The following is a 17,448-nucleotide window of genomic DNA, read 5'->3' as shown; positions in this document are numbered from 1 at the left end:
CATGGACAAGCTCCAGATCGTCGGCGGCAAGCGCCTTTCCGGTGACATCCCCATCTCGGGCGCCAAGAACGCGGCGCTCCCGATCCTGTGCGCGGGCCTGCTGACGGCGGACGACCTGCGCCTGTCGAACGTGCCGCGCCTGCACGACGTGCGCACGATGCTGCGCCTGCTCGAGCAGACCGGCCTCAAAGTCACGCAGGACGACGAGAACGTCGTGCTGAACGGCGCCGCCATCAACACCCTCGTCGCACCGTACGAACTGGTGAAGACGATGCGCGCGTCGATTCTCGTGCTGGGCCCGATGCTGGCGCGCTTCGGCGAAGCCAAGGTGTCGCTGCCGGGCGGCTGCGCGATCGGTTCGCGTCCCGTCGACCAGCACATCAAGGGCCTGCGCGCGATGGGCGCCGAGATCACGATCGAGGGCGGCTACATCCACGCGAAGGCGCCGCGCCTGAAGGGCGCCCGCATCTACACGGACATGATCACCGTCACCGGCACCGAGAACCTCCTGATGGCCGCCACCCTGGCCGATGGCGAGACGGTATTGGAAAATGCCGCGCGCGAGCCGGAAGTGACGGACCTCGCGAACATGCTCGTCGCGATGGGCGCGAAGATCGACGGCATCGGCACCGACCGCCTCGTGGTGCAGGGCGTGGACAGCCTGCACGGCACCGAACATTCGGTCATTTCCGACCGCATCGAAGCGGTCACGTTCCTGTGCGCCGTGGCGGCGACGGGCGGCGACATCCGCATCACCCGCACCCGCACGGACATCTTCGACGTCGCGCTCGACAAGCTGCGCGAGATGGGCGTCGCCTTGAGCGTCGAAGGCGACAGCATCCGCGCGCGCATGGACGCCAGGCCGCAGCCGGTGTCGTTCCGCACCACGGAATATCCCGGCTTCCCGACCGACATGCAGGCCCAGTTCATGGCCGTGAACACGATCGCGAACGGTCCGAGCCGCGTCACCGAAACCATCTTCGAGAACCGCTTCATGCACGTGCAGGAAATGAACCGCCTGGGCGCGCAGATCTCCACCGAAGGCAACACCGCATTCATCAAGGGCGTCGACCGCCTCGTGGGGGCGCCCGTGATGGCGACCGACCTGCGCGCGTCGGCCTCGCTCGTGATCGCCGGCCTGGCCGCCGAGGGCACGACCCTCGTCGACCGCATCTATCACCTGGACCGCGGGTACGACCGGATGGAGGCGAAGTTGTCGGCGGTGGGCGCGGATATCGTACGCATCAAATAAAGCACGCGGGCCGGCCCGTGAACGGACCGGCGCGCCAGAACGGCATTCACATGAACGACACTACTCGGGACAGCTCGCAGCTGATCCTTGCCCTGTCCAAGGGCCGCATCTTCGAAGACACGCTGCCGCTGCTGGCCGCGGCCGGCATCGAGGTCCTGGAAAATCCGGAAACCTCGCGCAAGCTGATCCTCGCCACCAACGATCCCGGCATCCGCGTGCTGATCGTGCGCGCCACCGACGTGCCGACCTATGTCCAGCATGGCGCCGCCGACTTCGGCGTCGCCGGCAAGGACGTGCTGCTCGAGCATGGCGGCGAGGGCCTGTACCAGCCGATCGACCTGCGCATCGCCTGCTGCCGCATGTCCGTCGCCGTCAACGCCGGCTTCGACTACGACAACGCCGTGCGCCAGGGCGCGCGCTTGCGCGTGGCCACCAAGTTCGTGCACACGGCGCGCGAGCACTTCGCCAAGAAGGGCGTGCACGTCGACCTCATCAAACTGTATGGCTCGATGGAGCTGGCGCCGCTGGTCGGCCTGTCCGACGCCATCGTCGACGTCGTGTCGACGGGCGGCACGCTGCGCGCCAACAACCTGGTCGAAGTCGAAAAGATCATGGAGATCTCGTCGCGCCTCGTCGTCAACCAGGCCGCGCTGAAACTGAAGCGCGAGCGCCTGCAACCGATCATCGACGCGTTCGAACGCGCATCCAAGCAGCAGCAAGGCTAACGACATGTCCATCACGATCCGCAAACTCGATTCCACCGCCGCCGACTTCCAGCAGACGCTTTCCAACCTGCTGGCGTTCGAAGCCGAGACCGACGACGCCATCGAATCGGCCGTCGCCAGGATCCTCGCCGACGTCAAGGCGCGCGGCGACGCCGCCGTGCTGGAATACACGAACAAGTTCGATCGGCTCCCGAACGGCGGCGCCACGAGCATGGCCGCCCTCGACGTCGAACAGGAAGAACTGCAAGCCGCATTGGACTCGCTGCCGGAGTCGCAACGCGCCGCGCTGCGCGCCGCCGCGGAGCGCATCCGCGTGTTCCACGAGCGCCAGAAGCAGGAACTGAACGGTTTTACCTACACGGAGCCCGACGGCACCGTGCTGGGCCAGCGCGTCACGCCGCTGGACCGCGTGGGCATCTACGTCCCCGGCGGCAAGGCCGCGTATCCGTCGTCCGTGCTGATGAACGCGATCCCCGCGCAAGTGGCCGGCGTGAAGGAAATCGTGATGGTCGTGCCGACCCCGGACGGCGTCAAGAACCGCATGGTGCTGGCGGCCGCCGCGATTGCCGGCGTCACGCGCGTGATCACCATCGGCGGCGCGCAGGCCGTCGGCGCGCTGGCCTACGGCACGGCGACGATTCCGCCGGTCGACAAGATCGTCGGCCCGGGCAATGCCTACGTGGCCGCCGCCAAGCGCCGCGTGTTCGGCGTCGTCGGCATCGACATGATCGCCGGTCCGTCCGAGATCCTCGTGCTGTGCGACGGCACGACGGACCCGGACTGGGTCGCGATGGACCTGTTCTCGCAGGCCGAACACGACGAGCTGGCGCAGGCGATCCTGCTGTGCCCCGACGCCGGCTACATCGCGCAAGTGGAAGCGAGCATCCACAAGCTGCTGCCGACGATGCCGCGCAAGGACACCATCGCCACGTCGATGACGGACCGCGGTGCCCTCATCAAGGTGCGCGACATGGAGGAAGCGTGCGCGATCGCCAACGCCATCGCCGCCGAGCACCTGGAGATTTCGGCCGAGGATCCGCTCAAGTGGGCCGACAAGATCCGCCACGCGGGCGCGATGTTCCTGGGCCGCTTCTCGTCCGAATCGCTGGGCGACTATTGCTGCGGCCCGAACCACGTGCTGCCGACGTCGCGCACCGCGCGCTTCTCGTCGCCGCTGGGCGTGTACGATTTCCAGAAGCGTTCGTCGATCCTGTTCGTCTCGCAGGCCGGCGCGCAAACGCTGGGCCGTGTCGCGGCCGAACTCGCGTACGGCGAAGGCCTGCAGGCCCACGCGCGCAGCGCAGAATTACGGATCGAAGAAGGGAAGAACTGAGCGTCATGACATCCTGGCTCGATCAGGTCTTCTGCGAGGATGCGCTGGCCGGCATGGCGCGCATCCCCGACGGCAGCATCGACCTGATCCTGACGGACCCGCCTTATAATCTCGGCAAGGATTACGGCAACGGCTCGGACCAGCAGAGCGTGGAGGATTACCTCGCGTGGACCGAGCGCTGGATCGACGTCGCGCTGCCCAAGCTGAAGGACAACGGCAGCCTGTACATCTTTCTCACGTGGCGCTTTGCGCCCGAAATCTTCGTCATGCTCAAGCGGCGCATGACGATGATGAACGAGATCATCTGGGACCGCCGCGTCCCCTCGATGGGGGGCAGCACGAGGAGCTTTTCCTCCGTGCACGACACCATCGGCTTCTTCGTGAAGCGCAAGGATTATTATTTCGACTTGGACTCCGTGCGTATCCCGTACGACGCCGAGACGAAGAAGGCGCGATCGCGCTCGATCTTCGTGGGCGCCAAGTGGCTGGAAGTGGGTTACAACCCGAAGGACCTGTGGAGCGTGTCGCGCCTGCATCGCGAACATGCGGAACGGGTCGACCATCCGACGCAGAAACCGCTCGAGATCATCGAGCGCATGGTCAAGGCGTCATGCCCGCCGGGCGGCGTCGTGCTCGACCCGTTCATGGGCAGCGGCACGACGGCGCTGGCCGCCAAACGCATGGGCCGGCATTTCGCCGGTTTCGAATTGAACCCCGCCTACTGCGCGATCATCGCGGAACGCTTGTCCGCCCCCGCGCAGCCGGCCACGAAAAAACGCAAAGGCCCCCGTGCCGATGTGTCAACCACCGCCACCGAAGGAGTGAACCAGGAATGACCCGCATCGACAACCTCATCGCCAACACGATCCGCGAAGACGTCCGTGCCGGCCATCATTACGTCGTCCCGGATTCGAGCGGCTACATCAAGCTGGACGCGATGGAAAACCCGTACCAGCTGCCGGATGCGTTGCGCGCGGAACTGGCCCAGCGCCTTGCGGACGCCGTCCTGAACCGCTATCCGGTGCCGTCGTACGCGGGCATCAAGGAACGCATCCGCGCCAAGCTGGGCGTGCCGGCCGGATTCGACGTCATCCTCGGCAACGGCTCCGACGAGATCATCTCCATCTTGTGCACCGCCTGTGCGCGCCAGAGTCCGAACGATAAAGGCGGACGCGCAGTCGTGCTGGCGCCGACGCCGGCCTTCGTGATGTTCCAGCGCTCGGCCCAGTTCGCGGGCATGGATTTCGTCGGCGTGCCGTTGAAAGCCGATTTCTCGCTGGACCGCGCCGCCATGCTGGCCGCGATCGCCAAGCACAAGCCGGCTCTCGTGTTCCTCGCCTACCCGAACAACCCGACCGGCAACCTGTACGACGAGGCCGACATGGTCGCCATCATCGAGGCGCTGGGCGAGCACGGCATCGCCGTCGTGGACGAGGCCTACCAGCCGTTCGCCCGCACGAGCTTCATGGACAAGCTGCCGCAGTATCCGAACCTCGTCGTGATGCGCACGCTGTCCAAGCTGGGCCTGGCCGGCATCCGCCTCGGGTACCTGGCCGCCGCACCCGTCCTGCTGGAACAATTCGACAAGGTGCGTCCGCCGTACAACGTCAACGTCCTGACCCAGGTGGCGGCCGAATTCGCGCTCGACCACGTGGACGTGCTGGACGAGCAGGCCGCCCGGTTGAACGAAGCGCGCGAGATTCTCGCCGCGGCGATGGCCGCGCTGCCGGGCGTGACGGTGTTCCCGTCCAGCGCGAATTTCATCACCTTGCGCGTGCCGGACGCGGAAAAGACCTGCGCTAAACTGTTCGCGGAACGGGTGTTGATTAAAAATTTGAGTAGAATGCATGAATTGCTGGCCAATTGCATCCGTGTTACGGTCAGCACCCCGGAAGAGAATTCCGTATTCCTGAATGCCCTGAAGGCTTCGCTGCAAGCCTGAATACCGCCGAGCACCTTGCAATGACCCGCACCGCAGAAATCACGCGCAACACCAGCGAGACGCAGATTCGCGTCGCGCTGAACCTGGACGGCACCGGCCGCCAGAAACTCAATACCGGGGTGCCGTTCCTCGACCATATGCTCGACCAGATCGCCCGCCACGGGCTGATCGACCTGGAAGTCGAGGCCGTCGGCGACCTGCACATCGACGATCACCACACCGTCGAGGACACCGGCATCACGCTCGGCATGGCTGTGGCCAAGGCCATCGGCGACAAGAAGGGCATCCGCCGCTACGGTCACGCCTACGTGCCGCTGGACGAGGCGCTGTCGCGCGTCGTGATCGACTTTTCCGGCCGCCCGGGCCTGGAATGGCATGTGCCGTTCACCCGCGCGACGATCGGCCGCTTCGACGTCGACCTCACCATCGAGTTCTTCCGCGGCTTCGTCAACCACGCCGGTGTGACGCTGCATGTGGATAACCTGCGCGGCGTGAACGCGCACCACCAGTGCGAGACTGTTTTCAAAGCGTTCGGCCGTGCGCTGCGCATGGCCGCCGAGCTGGATGCGCGCGCCGCCGGCACGATCCCGTCCACCAAGGGCAGCCTGTAAAGAATTCTCGAAAAACCGAATCATGAACAAGATTGTTGTGGTCGACTACGGCATGGGCAACCTGCGTTCGGTTGCGCAGGCGCTGCGCGCCGTCGCGCCCGAAGCCGACGTCCAGATTTCCGGCGACGTGGCCGCCATCGACGCGGCCGATCGCATCGTCCTGCCCGGCCAGGGCGCCATGCGCGACTGCATGCGCAGCCTGCGCGAGTCCGGCGTCGAGGACGCCCTGCTGCGCGCCGCCAAGACCCGTCCGATGATGGGCGTGTGCGTGGGCGAGCAGATGCTGTTCAACGCGAGCGACGAAAACGGCGGCGTGCCCGGCCTGGGCCTGTTGCCGGGCAGGGTCGTGCGCTTCGACCTCGACGGCAAGCTGCAGCCGGACGGCTCGCGCTTCAAGGTGCCGCAGATGGGCTGGAACCGCGTGCGCCAGTCGCGCGCCCACCCGCTGTGGGACGGCGTCGCCCCGGACAGCTATTTTTATTTTGTGCACAGCTACTATGCCAAGCCGGCCGACGCGCACGACGCCATCGGCGAGACTGACTACGGCGGCATGTTCTGCTGCGCGGTGGCGCGCGACAATATCGTCGCCACCCAGTTCCACCCCGAGAAAAGCGCGGCCGCCGGCCTCCGCTTGTATCGTAATTTCGTCCACTGGAATCCCTGAATTTTTTCTCAACCGACTACGACCATGCTGCTGATCCCCGCCATCGACCTGAAAGACGGTCACTGCGTTCGCCTCAAACAGGGCGATATGGACCTTGCCACCGTGTTCTCCGAAGATCCCGCCGAGATGGCGCTGCACTGGCTCAAGAAGGGGGCGCGCCGTCTGCACCTCGTCGACCTGAACGGTGCGTTCGCGGGTAAACCGAAGAACGAAGAGGCGATCAAATCCATCCTGCAAGTCGTGCAGGACTACGCCGTGGAGCACGACCTGGACGAGATCCCGGTCCAGCTGGGCGGCGGCATCCGCGACCTCGACACCATCGAGCGCTACCTGGACGACGGCATCACCTACATCATCGTGGGCACCGCCGCCGTCAAGAACCCCGGCTTCCTGCACGACGCCTGCGGCGCCTTCCCGGGCTCCATCATCGTCGGCCTGGACGCCAAGGACGGTAAAGTGGCAACCGACGGCTGGAGCAAGATGTCCGGCCACGAAGTCATCGACCTGGCCAAGAAATTCGAAGGCTATGGCGTCGAATCGATCGTCTACACCGACATCGGCCGCGACGGCATGTTGAAAGGCGTGAACATCGAAGCGACGGTGCGCCTGGCGCAGGCCGTCAGGATCCCGATCATCGCCTCGGGCGGCCTGCACAACCTGGCCGACGTGGAAGCGCTGTGCGCCGTGCAGGACGAGGGCATCGAAGGCGTGATCTGCGGCCGCTCGATCTACGAAGGCACGCTCGACCTGACCAGCGCGCAGGAACGCGCGGACGAACTGACCGAGGGCGCACAAGCCTGACCTGATCCTATGCTCGCAAAACGCATCATCCCCTGCCTGGACGTCACCGGCGGCCGCGTGGTCAAGGGCGTCAACTTCACCGAACTGCGCGACGCCGGCGACCCCGTCGAGATCGCGCGCCGCTACAACGAGCAGGGCGCCGACGAGATCACCTTCCTCGACATCACGGCGTCGTCCGACGGCCGCGACCTGATCCTGCCGATCATCGAGGCGGTGGCGTCGACCGTGTTCATCCCGCTGACCGTGGGCGGCGGCGTGCGCAAGGTCGAGGACGTGCGCCGGTTGCTGAACGCCGGCGCGGACAAGGTGTCGATGAACACCTCGGCCGTGACCAACCCGCAGCTCGTGTACGACGCATCGCAGAAGCATGGCGCCCAATGCATCGTCGTCGCCATCGACGCCAAGCAGGTCGCGCCCGGCAAGTGGGAAGTCTTTACCCACGGCGGCCGCAACCCGACCGGCCTCGATGCCGTCGAATGGGCCCGCAAGATGGAAAGCCTGGGCGCCGGCGAACTGCTGCTCACCAGCATGGACCGCGACGGCACGAAGTCCGGCTTCGACCTGGGCCTGACGCGCGCCGTCTCGGACGCCGTCGGCATCCCCGTGATCGCCTCGGGCGGCGTGGGCGGCCTGCAGGACCTGGCCGACGGCGTGCTGGAAGGCCATGCCGACGCCGTGCTGGCGGCCAGCATCTTCCACTACGGGCAGCACACTGTCGGCGAAGCCAAGCGCTTCATGGCGGAGCGCGGCATTCCGATGCGCCTCGACTGATCGATGGAACCGACGACCATGGTGACCCCGACCACCCCCCCGACGATCCCCGCCCAACCCTGGCTCAAGAAGGTCAAATGGGACGAGCACGGCCTCGTGCCGGTGATCGCCCAGGAAGCCGGCACCGGCGACATCCTGATGTTCGCCTGGATGAACCGCGAAGCCCTGGCCAAGACCGTGGAGCTTGGCGAGGCCGTGTACTGGAGCCGTTCGCGCAAGAAGCTGTGGCACAAGGGCGAAGAGTCCGGCCACGTGCAGAAAGTGCTGGAAATCCGCCTCGACTGCGACGAAGACGTGGTGCTGCTGAAGGTCGAGCAGGCCGGCGGCATCGCCTGCCACACCGGTCGCCATTCCTGCTTCTTCCAGAAGTTCGAGGACGGCGACTGGCACAACGTCGAGCCCGTGCTGCAGGACCCGGACACGATCTACAACAACTCGAAAAAAACGAAATGAGCACGCAACTGGAACGCCTGGCGGCCGTCATCGAATCCCGCAAGCCGGCCAACGGCGGCGACCCCGCGGCCTCGTATGTGGCGAAGCTGTTCGCCAAGGGCGACGACGCCATCCTGAAAAAGATCGGCGAGGAAGCCGTCGAGACCGTGATGGCGGCGAAAGACGTCCGCGCCGGGGCCGACCCGTCCAAGCTGCTGTACGAAACGGCCGACCTGTGGTTCCATTCGATCGTCCTGCTGGCGCAGTTCGGCCTCACGCCGCAGCAGGTGCTGGACGAACTGGCGCGGCGCGAAGGCATTTCCGGCATCGCGGAGAAAGCGGCGCGTCCGCAAGACTAAGACCTGGAGCGTAGAACATGGATAACTGCATCTTCTGCAAGATCGCCGCCAAGCAGATCCCGGCCAGCGTGGTGTACGAGGACGATGAACTGCTCGCCTTCAAGGACATCAACCCGGCCGCGCCCGTCCACCTGCTCGTGATCCCGAAGCAACACGTGGACAGCCTGTCCGATTGCACGGACGCGCACGCCCAGGTGCTGGGCAAGATGCTGGCGCTGGCGCCCAAGCTGGCGGCGGAACACGGCATCGCCGTGAAAACCGGCCCGGACGGCCGGCGCAGCGGCGGTTACAAGACGCTGTTCAACGTCGGACCGGACGGCGGCCAGGAAGTCTATCACCTGCACTTGCACGTGTACGGCGGCCCGCGGCCGTGGCGTGGTCTCGGTACGTAATTCCCAAAGGAAAGAAGGCATTCCCGCCCCGTATGCCTTATACTGGTGTGGCTTTAGCTTACGCTGATCGGGCTGCCGCCCGGCAAGGAGAATACAATGGGTTCGATGAGTATCTGGCACTGGCTGATCGTGCTGGTCGTGGTGGTGGTGGTGTTCGGTACGGGCAAGCTGCGCAATGCGGGCCCGGACCTGGGCAAGGCCATCAAGGGTTTCAAGGATGGCATGAAGGGCGAGGAAGACAAGCCGTCCGGCAATGCGTCGCAGCCACAGCAGCCACAGCAGCCGCAGCAGCAGGTCGCCGACAAGTCGACGATCGACGTCGACGCGCGCGAAAAGACCCGCCATTAAGCCTGTCACTGACCACGCATGATCGATCTCGGTCTTACCAAACTCGCCGTCATCGGCGCGGTGGCGCTGGTCGTGATTGGCCCCGAGAAATTGCCTAAGGTGGCGCGCATGGCCGGCACCCTGTACGGCCGCGCCCAGCGCTACCTGCACGAGGTGAAATCCGAGGTCTCGCGCGAGATCGAAATGGAAGAGTTGCGCAACCTGCACAAGGACATCCAGGACAGCGCGCAGAGCTTCAAGTCCGAAGTCGAGACCTTCAAGTCCGACGTCGAGAATACCGTCTCGACCCATCTGAACGACGTCGAGTCGGCCTGGCGCGGCGACACGGCCGTCATGCCGACGGCGACGGCCACGCCGGACGACATCGAGCGCAAGGCGCGCGACTTCCGCCGCAAGAAGCTGGCGAAGACGTCGAGCATGCCGGCCTGGTACAAGAACCGCCAGAATACGCGCCAGCACGTGTTGTCCGGCGCCGCGCGCGTGCGCAAGTTCCGTCCCGGCCCTACCTCCAACACCAAATTTTTCTAGATGATGGCAGGCATAGCTGCAAACGCCAGCCGCCACACACTTGCGCCAGATGACTGAAGAAACCGCGGGCGAAGAAACCTTCATCTCCCACCTGGTCGAGCTGCGCGACCGCCTGATCAAGGCGACCTACGGCATCGTCCTCGCGTGCGTCGTGCTGCTGCTGTGGCCGGGGCCGGCGCGCATCTACGATTTCCTCGCCGCCCCGATGCTGGCCGCGCTGCCGGCCGGTTCCAAGATGATCGCCACGGGCGTCGTCGCGCCGTTCCTCGTGCCGATGAAGGTCACCTTGCTGATCGCGTTCATCGTCTCGCTGCCGTGGGTGTTTTACCAGGTCTGGGCCTTCGTCGCGCCCGGCCTGTACGCGCACGAAAAGCGGCTCGTGCTGCCGCTCGTGATCTCGTCGTCGATCCTGTTCATCGCCGGCGTGGCGTTCTGCTATTTCCTCGTGTTCGGCCGCATCTTCCACTTCATCGGCAATTTCGCGCCGAATTCCATCGCCGTGATGCCCGACATCGAGAACTACCTCGATTTCGTCATGTCCATGTGCCTGGCGTTCGGTGCCACGTTCGAGGTGCCGGTCGTCGTCGTGATCCTCGTGCGCATGGGCATCGTCAGCGTCGCAAAACTGCGCTCGATGCGCCCGTACGCCATCGTCGGCGCGTTCGTGATCGCCGCCGTCGTCACGCCGCCGGACGCCGTCAGCCAGCTGGCGCTGGCCGTGCCGATGTGCCTGCTGTTCGAGCTGGGCCTCATCATGGCGCCGATCTTCGTGCGCGTGACCCAGGCGCCCGAAGAACACGCCTGATCCTGACGGCGGCCGCTCCTGGCCGCCGGTGTGGGTCCCCATCTTGCTCACAGTTTCGTTCCTGTTTGCAACGACATTTCTCAAAGTAAATTTGCGGCAAGGTTGAGCTAACGCCAGGGATGGGTTTGTCCCGTTCCAAACTGGCGGGTTCACGAGCCGCTTAGCATGATCTCCAGGGAATCGGCCGTGGCCGGTCCCCGGCGGGCGCCTTGCCCGGTTTTACTCAATGGAGAACACCATGCGCAATTTGAAGAGCAATGAGCTGCAACACGTCTACGGTGGCGGTTGTTCGGGCGGCGGCAGTGGCGGCGGCAGCGGCCACAGCCACAGCCATAACCACAGCCATAGCCACAATCACAGCCACAGCCATGGAAAGAGCCACAGCCATGGCCGGAGCCACAGCCACGGACGCAGCCACAGCGGCGGCGGCGGTGGCGGCTGCGGCTGCTGATTCGCTTTGCGCCGTCCGGCCCCGCTAGGCCGGCACGAACGCGGTGTGCGCCGGGACGATTGTCATCGATGTTCCCGGCGCCCGTCCGCACGCTGTGAGTTCACTCGAGCAGGAGCCCCGCCATGAAACGAGAACCCGCCCCGGTCGCCGCCATCGCCCCGCTGGAGCAAACGCCCCACTACGAAGCCTGGCTGCTCGGACAAGCGCCCTTGCGCAAATACCTCGATTTCGTCGGCGACGTCGGCATGCCCGGCCTGAGCGGCGCGCGGCCAGATCTCGTGCGCGAATGGACGGCGGCCGAGCTGGTGTACGAGGAGTTGGCGCGCACCGAGGCCGGCAGCGCCGACCACCCTTCCTGCCCGCCGCTCGACCCCGCGCTCGTGCCGCTCGTCGAGCAGGTGCGCTCGAGCCCGCGCTACACGCGCACGTTCGACAGCCTGCCCACCCGCATCCAGATGGTCGACCTGGCCCATCTGGTCGTCTGCCAGAACCACGTCACGCAGACGTTCGTCGACGCGATCTGCGCACGCCTCGGACCCGACCCCGACCCCGCCACGCTGTTCCGCAGCTGCCTGCCGCTCGACGAAGGCGCGGGCCCGGTCGAGATCCGCGCGCTGGGCTCGAAACGCTATCAATTCCGCTCGCCGTCCACCGATTTCCGCTTCCACGAACCGGTGATGCTGCGCGAGGACCAACTGTGCGGGCACGAAGCCTTCGGCGCGATCGCGGGCGCGCTCGGCCTGGTCGTCGGTTTCAGCTGCAACTTCCTGAACGCCGTGTGCGACGCCGACAGCGGCCGCCTGCTGCTGCACAACGGCTACCACCGCGCCTGCGCGCTGCTCGCGCTGGGCGTGCGCTACGCGCCCTGCGTCGTGCAGACGGTCGGCTCGCGCGACGAGCTGGACATCGTCGCCAAGCCCGTCGTGGCCAGCGACCCGGGCTACTTCTTCAACGCGCCGCGCCCGCCGTTGCTCAAGGACTTCCTCGACCCGCGCATCTGCAAGCGCGTGCCGATCAAGCGGATGATGCGCGTCATCGAACTCAGTTACGAAGTGCGCGACTACTACATGGAAGCATGATGGACGGCTCGGGGGGCGGCTACGACCCGGACGACGACGCGGCGCTGCCGCTGTTCCGGCCGGAGCTCCTGCGCGAACGGCAGACCCCGTGGCTGGGCACCGTCCTGCTCAAGCCGCGGCCGATGCACGTCTGGTTCGGCGCCCTCGCCGCGCTGACGGTGGCCGCCATCGTCAGCGCGCTGTGCCTGGCCAGCTATACCAGCAAGGCGCGCGTGTCCGGCTGGCTCGTGCCGGCGCAGGGCATGGTGCGCGTGTATGCGCCGCATGCCGCGGTGGCGACGCGCGTCTTCGTGCGCGAGGGCGACGCGGTCGCGGCGGGCCAGCCGCTGGCCGCGCTGTCGGCCGAGGAACGCAGCGCGGCCCTGGGCGATACGCAGGCGCGCGTGGCGCGCGAGCTCGAGGCGCAGCGCGACAGCCTGAGCGCGGAAGGGCAGAGAAGCGACCAGCTGCTGCGCCAGCAGCGCGCCAACCTGGCCGAGCGCGTGGCCGCCATGCGCCGGGAAGAGCAGAGCATGGAAGAGGAGATCGCGCTGCAGAAGACCCGCACCGACATGGCGCGCCAATGGGAGAAGCGGCTGCGCGACCTGCAGAAGATCGGCTTCGTGCTCGAACAGCAGGTGCGCAGCGCGGCCGAGGACACGGTCGAGCAGGCCGCGCGCGGGCAGACGCTGGAGCGCAACCTGATCACCCTCGGGCGCGAGCGCGCCGCCCTCGAGGGCGAATTGAAGGACATCCCGCTGCGCATCGCCGCGCAGGAGGAGACGGTCAAGCGCGGCCTGGCCGTCACGGCGCGCGACCTGGCCGAGACCGAGGCGCGGCGCGCCCTGACGATTCCCGCGCCGCAGGCCGGCACCGTCACCGCCATCCACGCCACGCCAGGGGCCGCCGTGCATCCGGAGACGCCGCTGCTGTCGATCGTGCCGCAGGGATCGCGGCTCCAGGCGCACCTGTACGCGCCCAGCCGCGCGGTCGGTTTCGTGCGCGCCGGGCAGCGCGTCCTGCTGCGCTACCGCGCTTACCCGTACCAGAAATTCGGCCACTACCGCGGCACCATCGCGAGCGTGTCGCGCAGCGTGATCGAGCCGTCCGAACTGCCGCCCGGGTTCGCGTCCGGCGGCGCGCCGGGCGGTTCGGGCGAGCCGCTGTACCGGATCGTCGTCGACCTCGAGCGCCAGGACGTGACGGCCTACGGCAAGCCGGTGCCGCTGCAGAGCGGCATGCAGCTCGACGCCGACATCCTGCTCGACCGCCGCCGGCTGTACGAATGGGTACTCGACCCCTTGTTCACGCTGACCGGGAGCTGGCACCGATGACGCAGACCGACTACGGCGCCATGCTGGGCATGCGCCTGCCGCTGATCCTGCAGACCGAGGCGGCCGAATGCGGCCTCGCATGCCTGGCGATGGTCGCCGCCTACCACGGCGGCGACACCGGCCTGTCGGCGCTGAGGCGCCGCTTCGGCCTGTCGCTGCGCGGCGCGTCGCTCAAGGACATCGTCGCCATCGCCGGCCAGGTCGGGCTCGACGCGCGCCCGCTGCGCCTGGAGCCGGACGAACTGCCCTTGCTGTCCACGCCCTGCATCCTGCACTGGGACCTGAGCCACTTCGTCGTGCTCAAGCGCGCGAGCGCGGGCGCCGTCGTGATCCACGACCCGGCCTTCGGCGTGCGCCGCCTGTCGCGCGCCGAGGCGCAGCGCCATTTCACGGGCGTCGCGCTGGAACTGAGTCCGGCCCAGGCGTTCGTGGCGCCCGAACCGGAGCCGCGCCTGCGGGTGCGCGCGCTGTTCGGCCGCATCGTCGGCGTCAAGCGCTCGCTGGTGCTGCTGGCGGCGATGGCGCTGGCGATCGAGACGCTGGGCGTGACGACGCCGTTCCTGATGCAATGGATCGTCGACGAAGCGCTGGTGAGCGCCGACCACGACCTGCTGCTCACGCTCGCCTGCGCGCTGCTGTTCATGCTGATGCTGCGCGTGGCGATCAACGCGATGCGCGGCGCCACCCTGATCGCGATCTCCAGCACGATCAAGGTGGCGGGGCGCGGCGGCCTGTTCGGGCATCTCGTGCGGCTGCCGGCCCGCTATTTCGAGAGCCGCCACCTGGGCGACGTCATGTCGCGCTTCGGCGCCCAGGAAATCATCCTGCAGGCGCTCACCACGGACCTGGTCGAGATCCTGCTCGACGGCCTGATGTCGGCGGTGACGCTGGTCGCCATGCTGTGCTACGCCCCGGGCCTGGCCGGCCTCGTGCTCGCCGGCGGCCTGCTGTACGCGCTGGTGCGGGCGCTGTCGTATTCCTCGCTGCGCAACGCCCAGGCCGAATCCATCATCTGGGGCGCGCGGCGCGACAGCCATTTTCTCGAAACCCTGCGCGGCATGAAGACCATCAAGCTGTTCAACGCGCAGGCGTCGCGCCAGACGCACTGGGTCAACCTGCTCGTGCAGACGGTGAACCGGCAGGTGACGACGCAGCAGCTGGGCGTGATGTTCCGCGCCGTGAACGGGGCCGTGATCGGCGTGGTCGGCGTGCTGGTGATCTGGCTGGGCGCCGAACGCGCGCTGGCCAACGCGTTCTCGATCGGGATGCTGCTCGCCTTCATCAGCTACAAGGACCAGTTCCTGTCCCGGATCAGCGCCCTGATCGACAAGACGCTCGACTTGTGCATGCTGCGCCTGCACGCCGAGCGCCTCGCCGACATCGCGCTGACCCCGGCGGAACCGGACGACGCCGCGCACACCGGCATGCCCTGCCGGGCGCCGCTGGCCATCGAACTGCGCGGCCTGCGCTTCCGCTACGGCGCCACCGATCCGTGGATCCTGGACGGGATCGACCTGACGATCGCGCCGGGCGAATCGGTGGCGATCGTCGGCCCGTCCGGCTGCGGCAAGACCACCTTGCTGCGCCTGCTGGCCAGCCTGCTCGAACCGACCGCGGGCGAAGTCGTCGTCGACGGGCGCCCGCTGGCGCCGGGCGCGGTCGGCCGTTACCGCGCGCTGATCGGCGTCGTGCTGCAGGACGACCAGCTGTTCGCCGGCTCCATCGCCGACAACATCAGCTTTTTCGCCGACGCGCCCGACCAGGAGCGCATCGAAGCGTGCGCGCGCCAGGCGGCCGTGCTGGACGACGTGCGCGCGATGCCGATGGGTTTTCATACGCTGATCGGCGACATGGGCACCGTGCTGTCGGGCGGCCAGAAGCAGCGGGTCCTGATCGCGCGGGCGCTGTACCGTGAGCCCGGCCTGCTGCTGCTGGACGAAGCCACCAGCCACCTGGACCTGGCGCGCGAACGCTCGGTCAACCTGGCGGTCGCGCAGCTGCCGATGACGCGCATCGTCGTGGCGCACCGGCGCGAGACGATCCTGGCGGCCGACCGCATCGTCGTGCTGGAAAAGGGCAAGGTCGCGGCCGACCTGCGCGGACCCGAGGGCCGCGCGCGCTTTCTCGAGATGAGCGCGGCGACCCTGGAGTAGCGGCGTTTTACGGACAGCTGCCGATCACCTAACCACCTGACCGACCTCCATCGTTGTGAAATCGCCGAGTCGCGTGCGATACAATTCATTTTGTTGCTGTTAGAATATTAACTTTATTCTAACGACGACTGTGTCACGACAATGAGCATCATCGGCTGGATACGTGAAGGTGACGCCGCCTCCTGCGGCGGGCACGTCGAACACGGGCACCCGACCTATATGAGCCACGGCAAGCCGCTTGCCCACGACGGCAGCCCCATGAAATGCAGAAAGAACTGCGTGGTCAAGGCGGAAGAGCACCACTTCACCCTGCCGGACGGCCTGCCGCAGGCGCTCCATGGCGACAAGACCAGCGGCGGTTGTCCGCTGATGTCGACCCTCAACGGCATCCATGGCATCGACGACCCATCCGGCGCACCGGTCGCCACAGCCTATTTTCAGCCGGCGGCAGCTGCGCTGGCGGCTGGCGTCGCCGCCGCGCCGCTGGACGACGAGCCGTGGGTTCCCGGACGATACGACGACCGCTATGTGCTGGTGGGTGCGAGCGACGGCGAACCGCTGGCCCACGTCGATTACGCGATCGAGCGCGAGGACGGCAGCGTCGAGCACGGCACCACCGACGCGGAAGGCCACACTCACTTGCTCAAGCAGACGCTGGAACAGGAACATGTGCGCATCTACTTGGTAGACAACGCATGAGCACCGTGCTGGACAAGAACGGCAGGCCGATGCGCCTGGTCGCGGCCACGAATACGACCCCGGTGGCCGACGCCGAGGCCAAGAAACTGCGCGTCTGCAACCATGGTAACGACGTGGTCGCCATTGCCGAGTACATGGTCGCGGAAATGCAGCGCAACCCGTTCAGCGAGCAGGGCAGGAAGATGACGGAGGCGAACGCCTACGACATCCGCAAGGAAATGGACGCCTGGAATGCGCTGCCGTGGTACGCAAAATTTGGCGGCCCGCCCGACTATGGCGGTATCGCCATGGGCAAGAAGACGGCAGCTTATACCATCTGGGCCGAGCGGGTCGGGCCTGGACGGCCCTGGGATCACAAGCCGATCCTGGCCAAGCGCCTGAACAAACAAAATATCTTCCGCAAGGGCTGGCAACGCTACGGCGACAACGACTACTTCTACGATATCTGGTCCAACATCCATTATGGCTACGTGGGCGTCGCCTGCGGTTTCAGTCCCGACGAGTTGCTGGGTGGTGCCGGGCTGGCCCAGGCCGGCAGCGACATCGGTCGCGATCTCGCGAGGTTGCGCTTTCCGCGGGTCCAGCACCATCCTGAGAATGGCAACTGGGCCAATGCGCTCGACGATATTCCAGACCATATTTCCATCAAGCTGGGCGTGGACCTATACATGCAGGCCAAGCCGGCCGCGCTGACGGTGGCGCTGCTTCTCAAGGCCATCGCCGGCGTGCCCATTCCGTGGGGCACGGACGACAACAGGGCCAAGCGCCCGCACCAATGCTCTCCATGAAA

At 66.6% G+C, this 17,448-nt stretch carries 21 protein-coding genes; all 21 read left to right on the top strand.

The window, feature by feature from the left end; translation table 11 throughout:
- The first annotated feature begins 1 nt into the window (after position 1).
- The 21 genes from murA (at position 2) to ISF28_RS14250 (ending at position 17,446) form a co-directional block, all read left to right on the top strand.
- Complete coding sequence (murA, locus tag ISF28_RS14350; protein ID WP_198117861.1) at positions 2 to 1,252, top strand: UDP-N-acetylglucosamine 1-carboxyvinyltransferase; 1,251 nt, start codon at positions 2 to 4, stop codon at positions 1,250 to 1,252.
- A gap of 50 nt (positions 1,253 to 1,302) precedes the next feature.
- On the top strand, positions 1,303 to 1,977 hold the full coding sequence (gene hisG, locus ISF28_RS14345; protein WP_198117860.1) for an ATP phosphoribosyltransferase: 675 nt from the start codon (positions 1,303 to 1,305) through the stop codon (positions 1,975 to 1,977).
- Positions 1,978 to 1,981: 4 nt separating this feature from the next.
- Complete coding sequence (hisD, locus tag ISF28_RS14340) at positions 1,982 to 3,310, top strand: histidinol dehydrogenase (RefSeq protein ID WP_198117859.1); 1,329 nt, start codon at positions 1,982 to 1,984, stop codon at positions 3,308 to 3,310.
- A gap of 5 nt (positions 3,311 to 3,315) precedes the next feature.
- Positions 3,316 to 4,146, top strand: a complete 831-nt coding sequence (locus ISF28_RS14335) for a DNA-methyltransferase (protein WP_198117858.1) — start codon at positions 3,316 to 3,318, stop codon at positions 4,144 to 4,146.
- Complete coding sequence (hisC, locus tag ISF28_RS14330; protein WP_198117857.1) at positions 4,143 to 5,252, top strand: histidinol-phosphate transaminase; 1,110 nt, start codon at positions 4,143 to 4,145, stop codon at positions 5,250 to 5,252. Before ISF28_RS14335 ends, hisC begins: the two co-directional genes overlap by 4 nt.
- A 20-nt stretch (positions 5,253 to 5,272) precedes the next feature.
- Positions 5,273 to 5,863: an imidazoleglycerol-phosphate dehydratase HisB gene (hisB, locus tag ISF28_RS14325; RefSeq protein ID WP_075793780.1), complete on the top strand. Its 591-nt coding sequence runs from the start codon at positions 5,273 to 5,275 to the stop codon at positions 5,861 to 5,863.
- A 22-nt stretch (positions 5,864 to 5,885) separates the two neighbouring features.
- Complete coding sequence (gene hisH / locus ISF28_RS14320; protein ID WP_198117856.1) at positions 5,886 to 6,527, top strand: imidazole glycerol phosphate synthase subunit HisH; 642 nt, start codon at positions 5,886 to 5,888, stop codon at positions 6,525 to 6,527.
- 24 nt (positions 6,528 to 6,551) lie between these two features.
- Complete coding sequence (gene hisA, locus ISF28_RS14315; RefSeq protein ID WP_198117855.1) at positions 6,552 to 7,328, top strand: 1-(5-phosphoribosyl)-5-[(5-phosphoribosylamino)methylideneamino]imidazole-4-carboxamide isomerase; 777 nt, start codon at positions 6,552 to 6,554, stop codon at positions 7,326 to 7,328.
- A 9-nt stretch (positions 7,329 to 7,337) separates the two neighbouring features.
- Positions 7,338 to 8,099: an imidazole glycerol phosphate synthase subunit HisF gene (gene hisF, locus ISF28_RS14310; protein WP_198117854.1), complete on the top strand. Its 762-nt coding sequence runs from the start codon at positions 7,338 to 7,340 to the stop codon at positions 8,097 to 8,099.
- 18 nt (positions 8,100 to 8,117) lie between these two features.
- Complete coding sequence (hisI, locus tag ISF28_RS14305; protein ID WP_198117910.1) at positions 8,118 to 8,552, top strand: phosphoribosyl-AMP cyclohydrolase; 435 nt, start codon at positions 8,118 to 8,120, stop codon at positions 8,550 to 8,552.
- Positions 8,549 to 8,890, top strand: a complete 342-nt coding sequence (locus ISF28_RS14300) for a phosphoribosyl-ATP diphosphatase (RefSeq protein WP_198117853.1) — start codon at positions 8,549 to 8,551, stop codon at positions 8,888 to 8,890. Before hisI ends, ISF28_RS14300 begins: the two co-directional genes overlap by 4 nt.
- A 17-nt stretch (positions 8,891 to 8,907) precedes the next feature.
- Positions 8,908 to 9,282: a histidine triad nucleotide-binding protein gene (locus ISF28_RS14295; RefSeq protein ID WP_198117852.1), complete on the top strand. Its 375-nt coding sequence runs from the start codon at positions 8,908 to 8,910 to the stop codon at positions 9,280 to 9,282.
- Between the two features lie 96 nt (positions 9,283 to 9,378).
- On the top strand, positions 9,379 to 9,630 hold the full coding sequence (gene tatA, locus ISF28_RS14290; protein WP_198117851.1) for a Sec-independent protein translocase subunit TatA: 252 nt from the start codon (positions 9,379 to 9,381) through the stop codon (positions 9,628 to 9,630).
- A gap of 18 nt (positions 9,631 to 9,648) precedes the next feature.
- Positions 9,649 to 10,158 carry a Sec-independent protein translocase protein TatB gene (tatB, locus tag ISF28_RS14285; protein WP_198117850.1) on the top strand — a complete coding sequence of 170 codons (510 nt, stop codon included), beginning with the start codon at positions 9,649 to 9,651 and terminating at the stop codon, positions 10,156 to 10,158.
- Positions 10,159 to 10,207: 49 nt separating this feature from the next.
- Complete coding sequence (tatC, locus tag ISF28_RS14280) at positions 10,208 to 10,963, top strand: twin-arginine translocase subunit TatC (protein ID WP_198117849.1); 756 nt, start codon at positions 10,208 to 10,210, stop codon at positions 10,961 to 10,963.
- Between the two features lie 238 nt (positions 10,964 to 11,201).
- Positions 11,202 to 11,414, top strand: coding sequence for a hypothetical protein (locus ISF28_RS14275; protein WP_198117848.1), 213 nt, complete (start codon positions 11,202 to 11,204; stop codon positions 11,412 to 11,414).
- Between the two features lie 122 nt (positions 11,415 to 11,536).
- Positions 11,537 to 12,493 (top strand): hypothetical protein, encoded by a 957-nt coding sequence (locus ISF28_RS14270; RefSeq protein ID WP_198117847.1) that lies wholly within the window; start codon positions 11,537 to 11,539, stop codon positions 12,491 to 12,493.
- Entirely contained in the window at positions 12,490 to 13,806 is a 1,317-nt protein-coding gene (locus ISF28_RS14265) for an HlyD family secretion protein (RefSeq protein ID WP_198117846.1), read from the top strand. The genes ISF28_RS14270 and ISF28_RS14265 overlap by 4 nt, the downstream gene beginning before the upstream one ends.
- Positions 13,803 to 15,959, top strand: a complete 2,157-nt coding sequence (locus ISF28_RS14260) for a peptidase domain-containing ABC transporter (RefSeq protein WP_198117845.1) — start codon at positions 13,803 to 13,805, stop codon at positions 15,957 to 15,959. Before ISF28_RS14265 ends, ISF28_RS14260 begins: the two co-directional genes overlap by 4 nt.
- Positions 15,960 to 16,100: 141 nt before the next feature.
- The gene (locus tag ISF28_RS14255; RefSeq protein ID WP_198117844.1) at positions 16,101 to 16,658 is read left to right on the top strand and encodes a PAAR domain-containing protein; all 558 of its coding nucleotides are present in this window, start codon (positions 16,101 to 16,103) and stop codon (positions 16,656 to 16,658) included.
- Positions 16,655 to 17,446 (top strand): polymorphic toxin type 44 domain-containing protein, encoded by a 792-nt coding sequence (locus ISF28_RS14250; protein ID WP_198117843.1) that lies wholly within the window; start codon positions 16,655 to 16,657, stop codon positions 17,444 to 17,446. Before ISF28_RS14255 ends, ISF28_RS14250 begins: the two co-directional genes overlap by 4 nt.
- Positions 17,447 to 17,448: the final 2 nt, after the last annotated feature.

This window comes from Massilia rhizosphaerae (assembly GCF_016093545.1).
In the GTDB taxonomy this organism is placed as follows: domain Bacteria; phylum Pseudomonadota; class Gammaproteobacteria; order Burkholderiales; family Burkholderiaceae_D; genus Telluria; species Telluria rhizosphaerae.
This window is presented reverse-complemented; position numbering and strand designations above follow the sequence as displayed.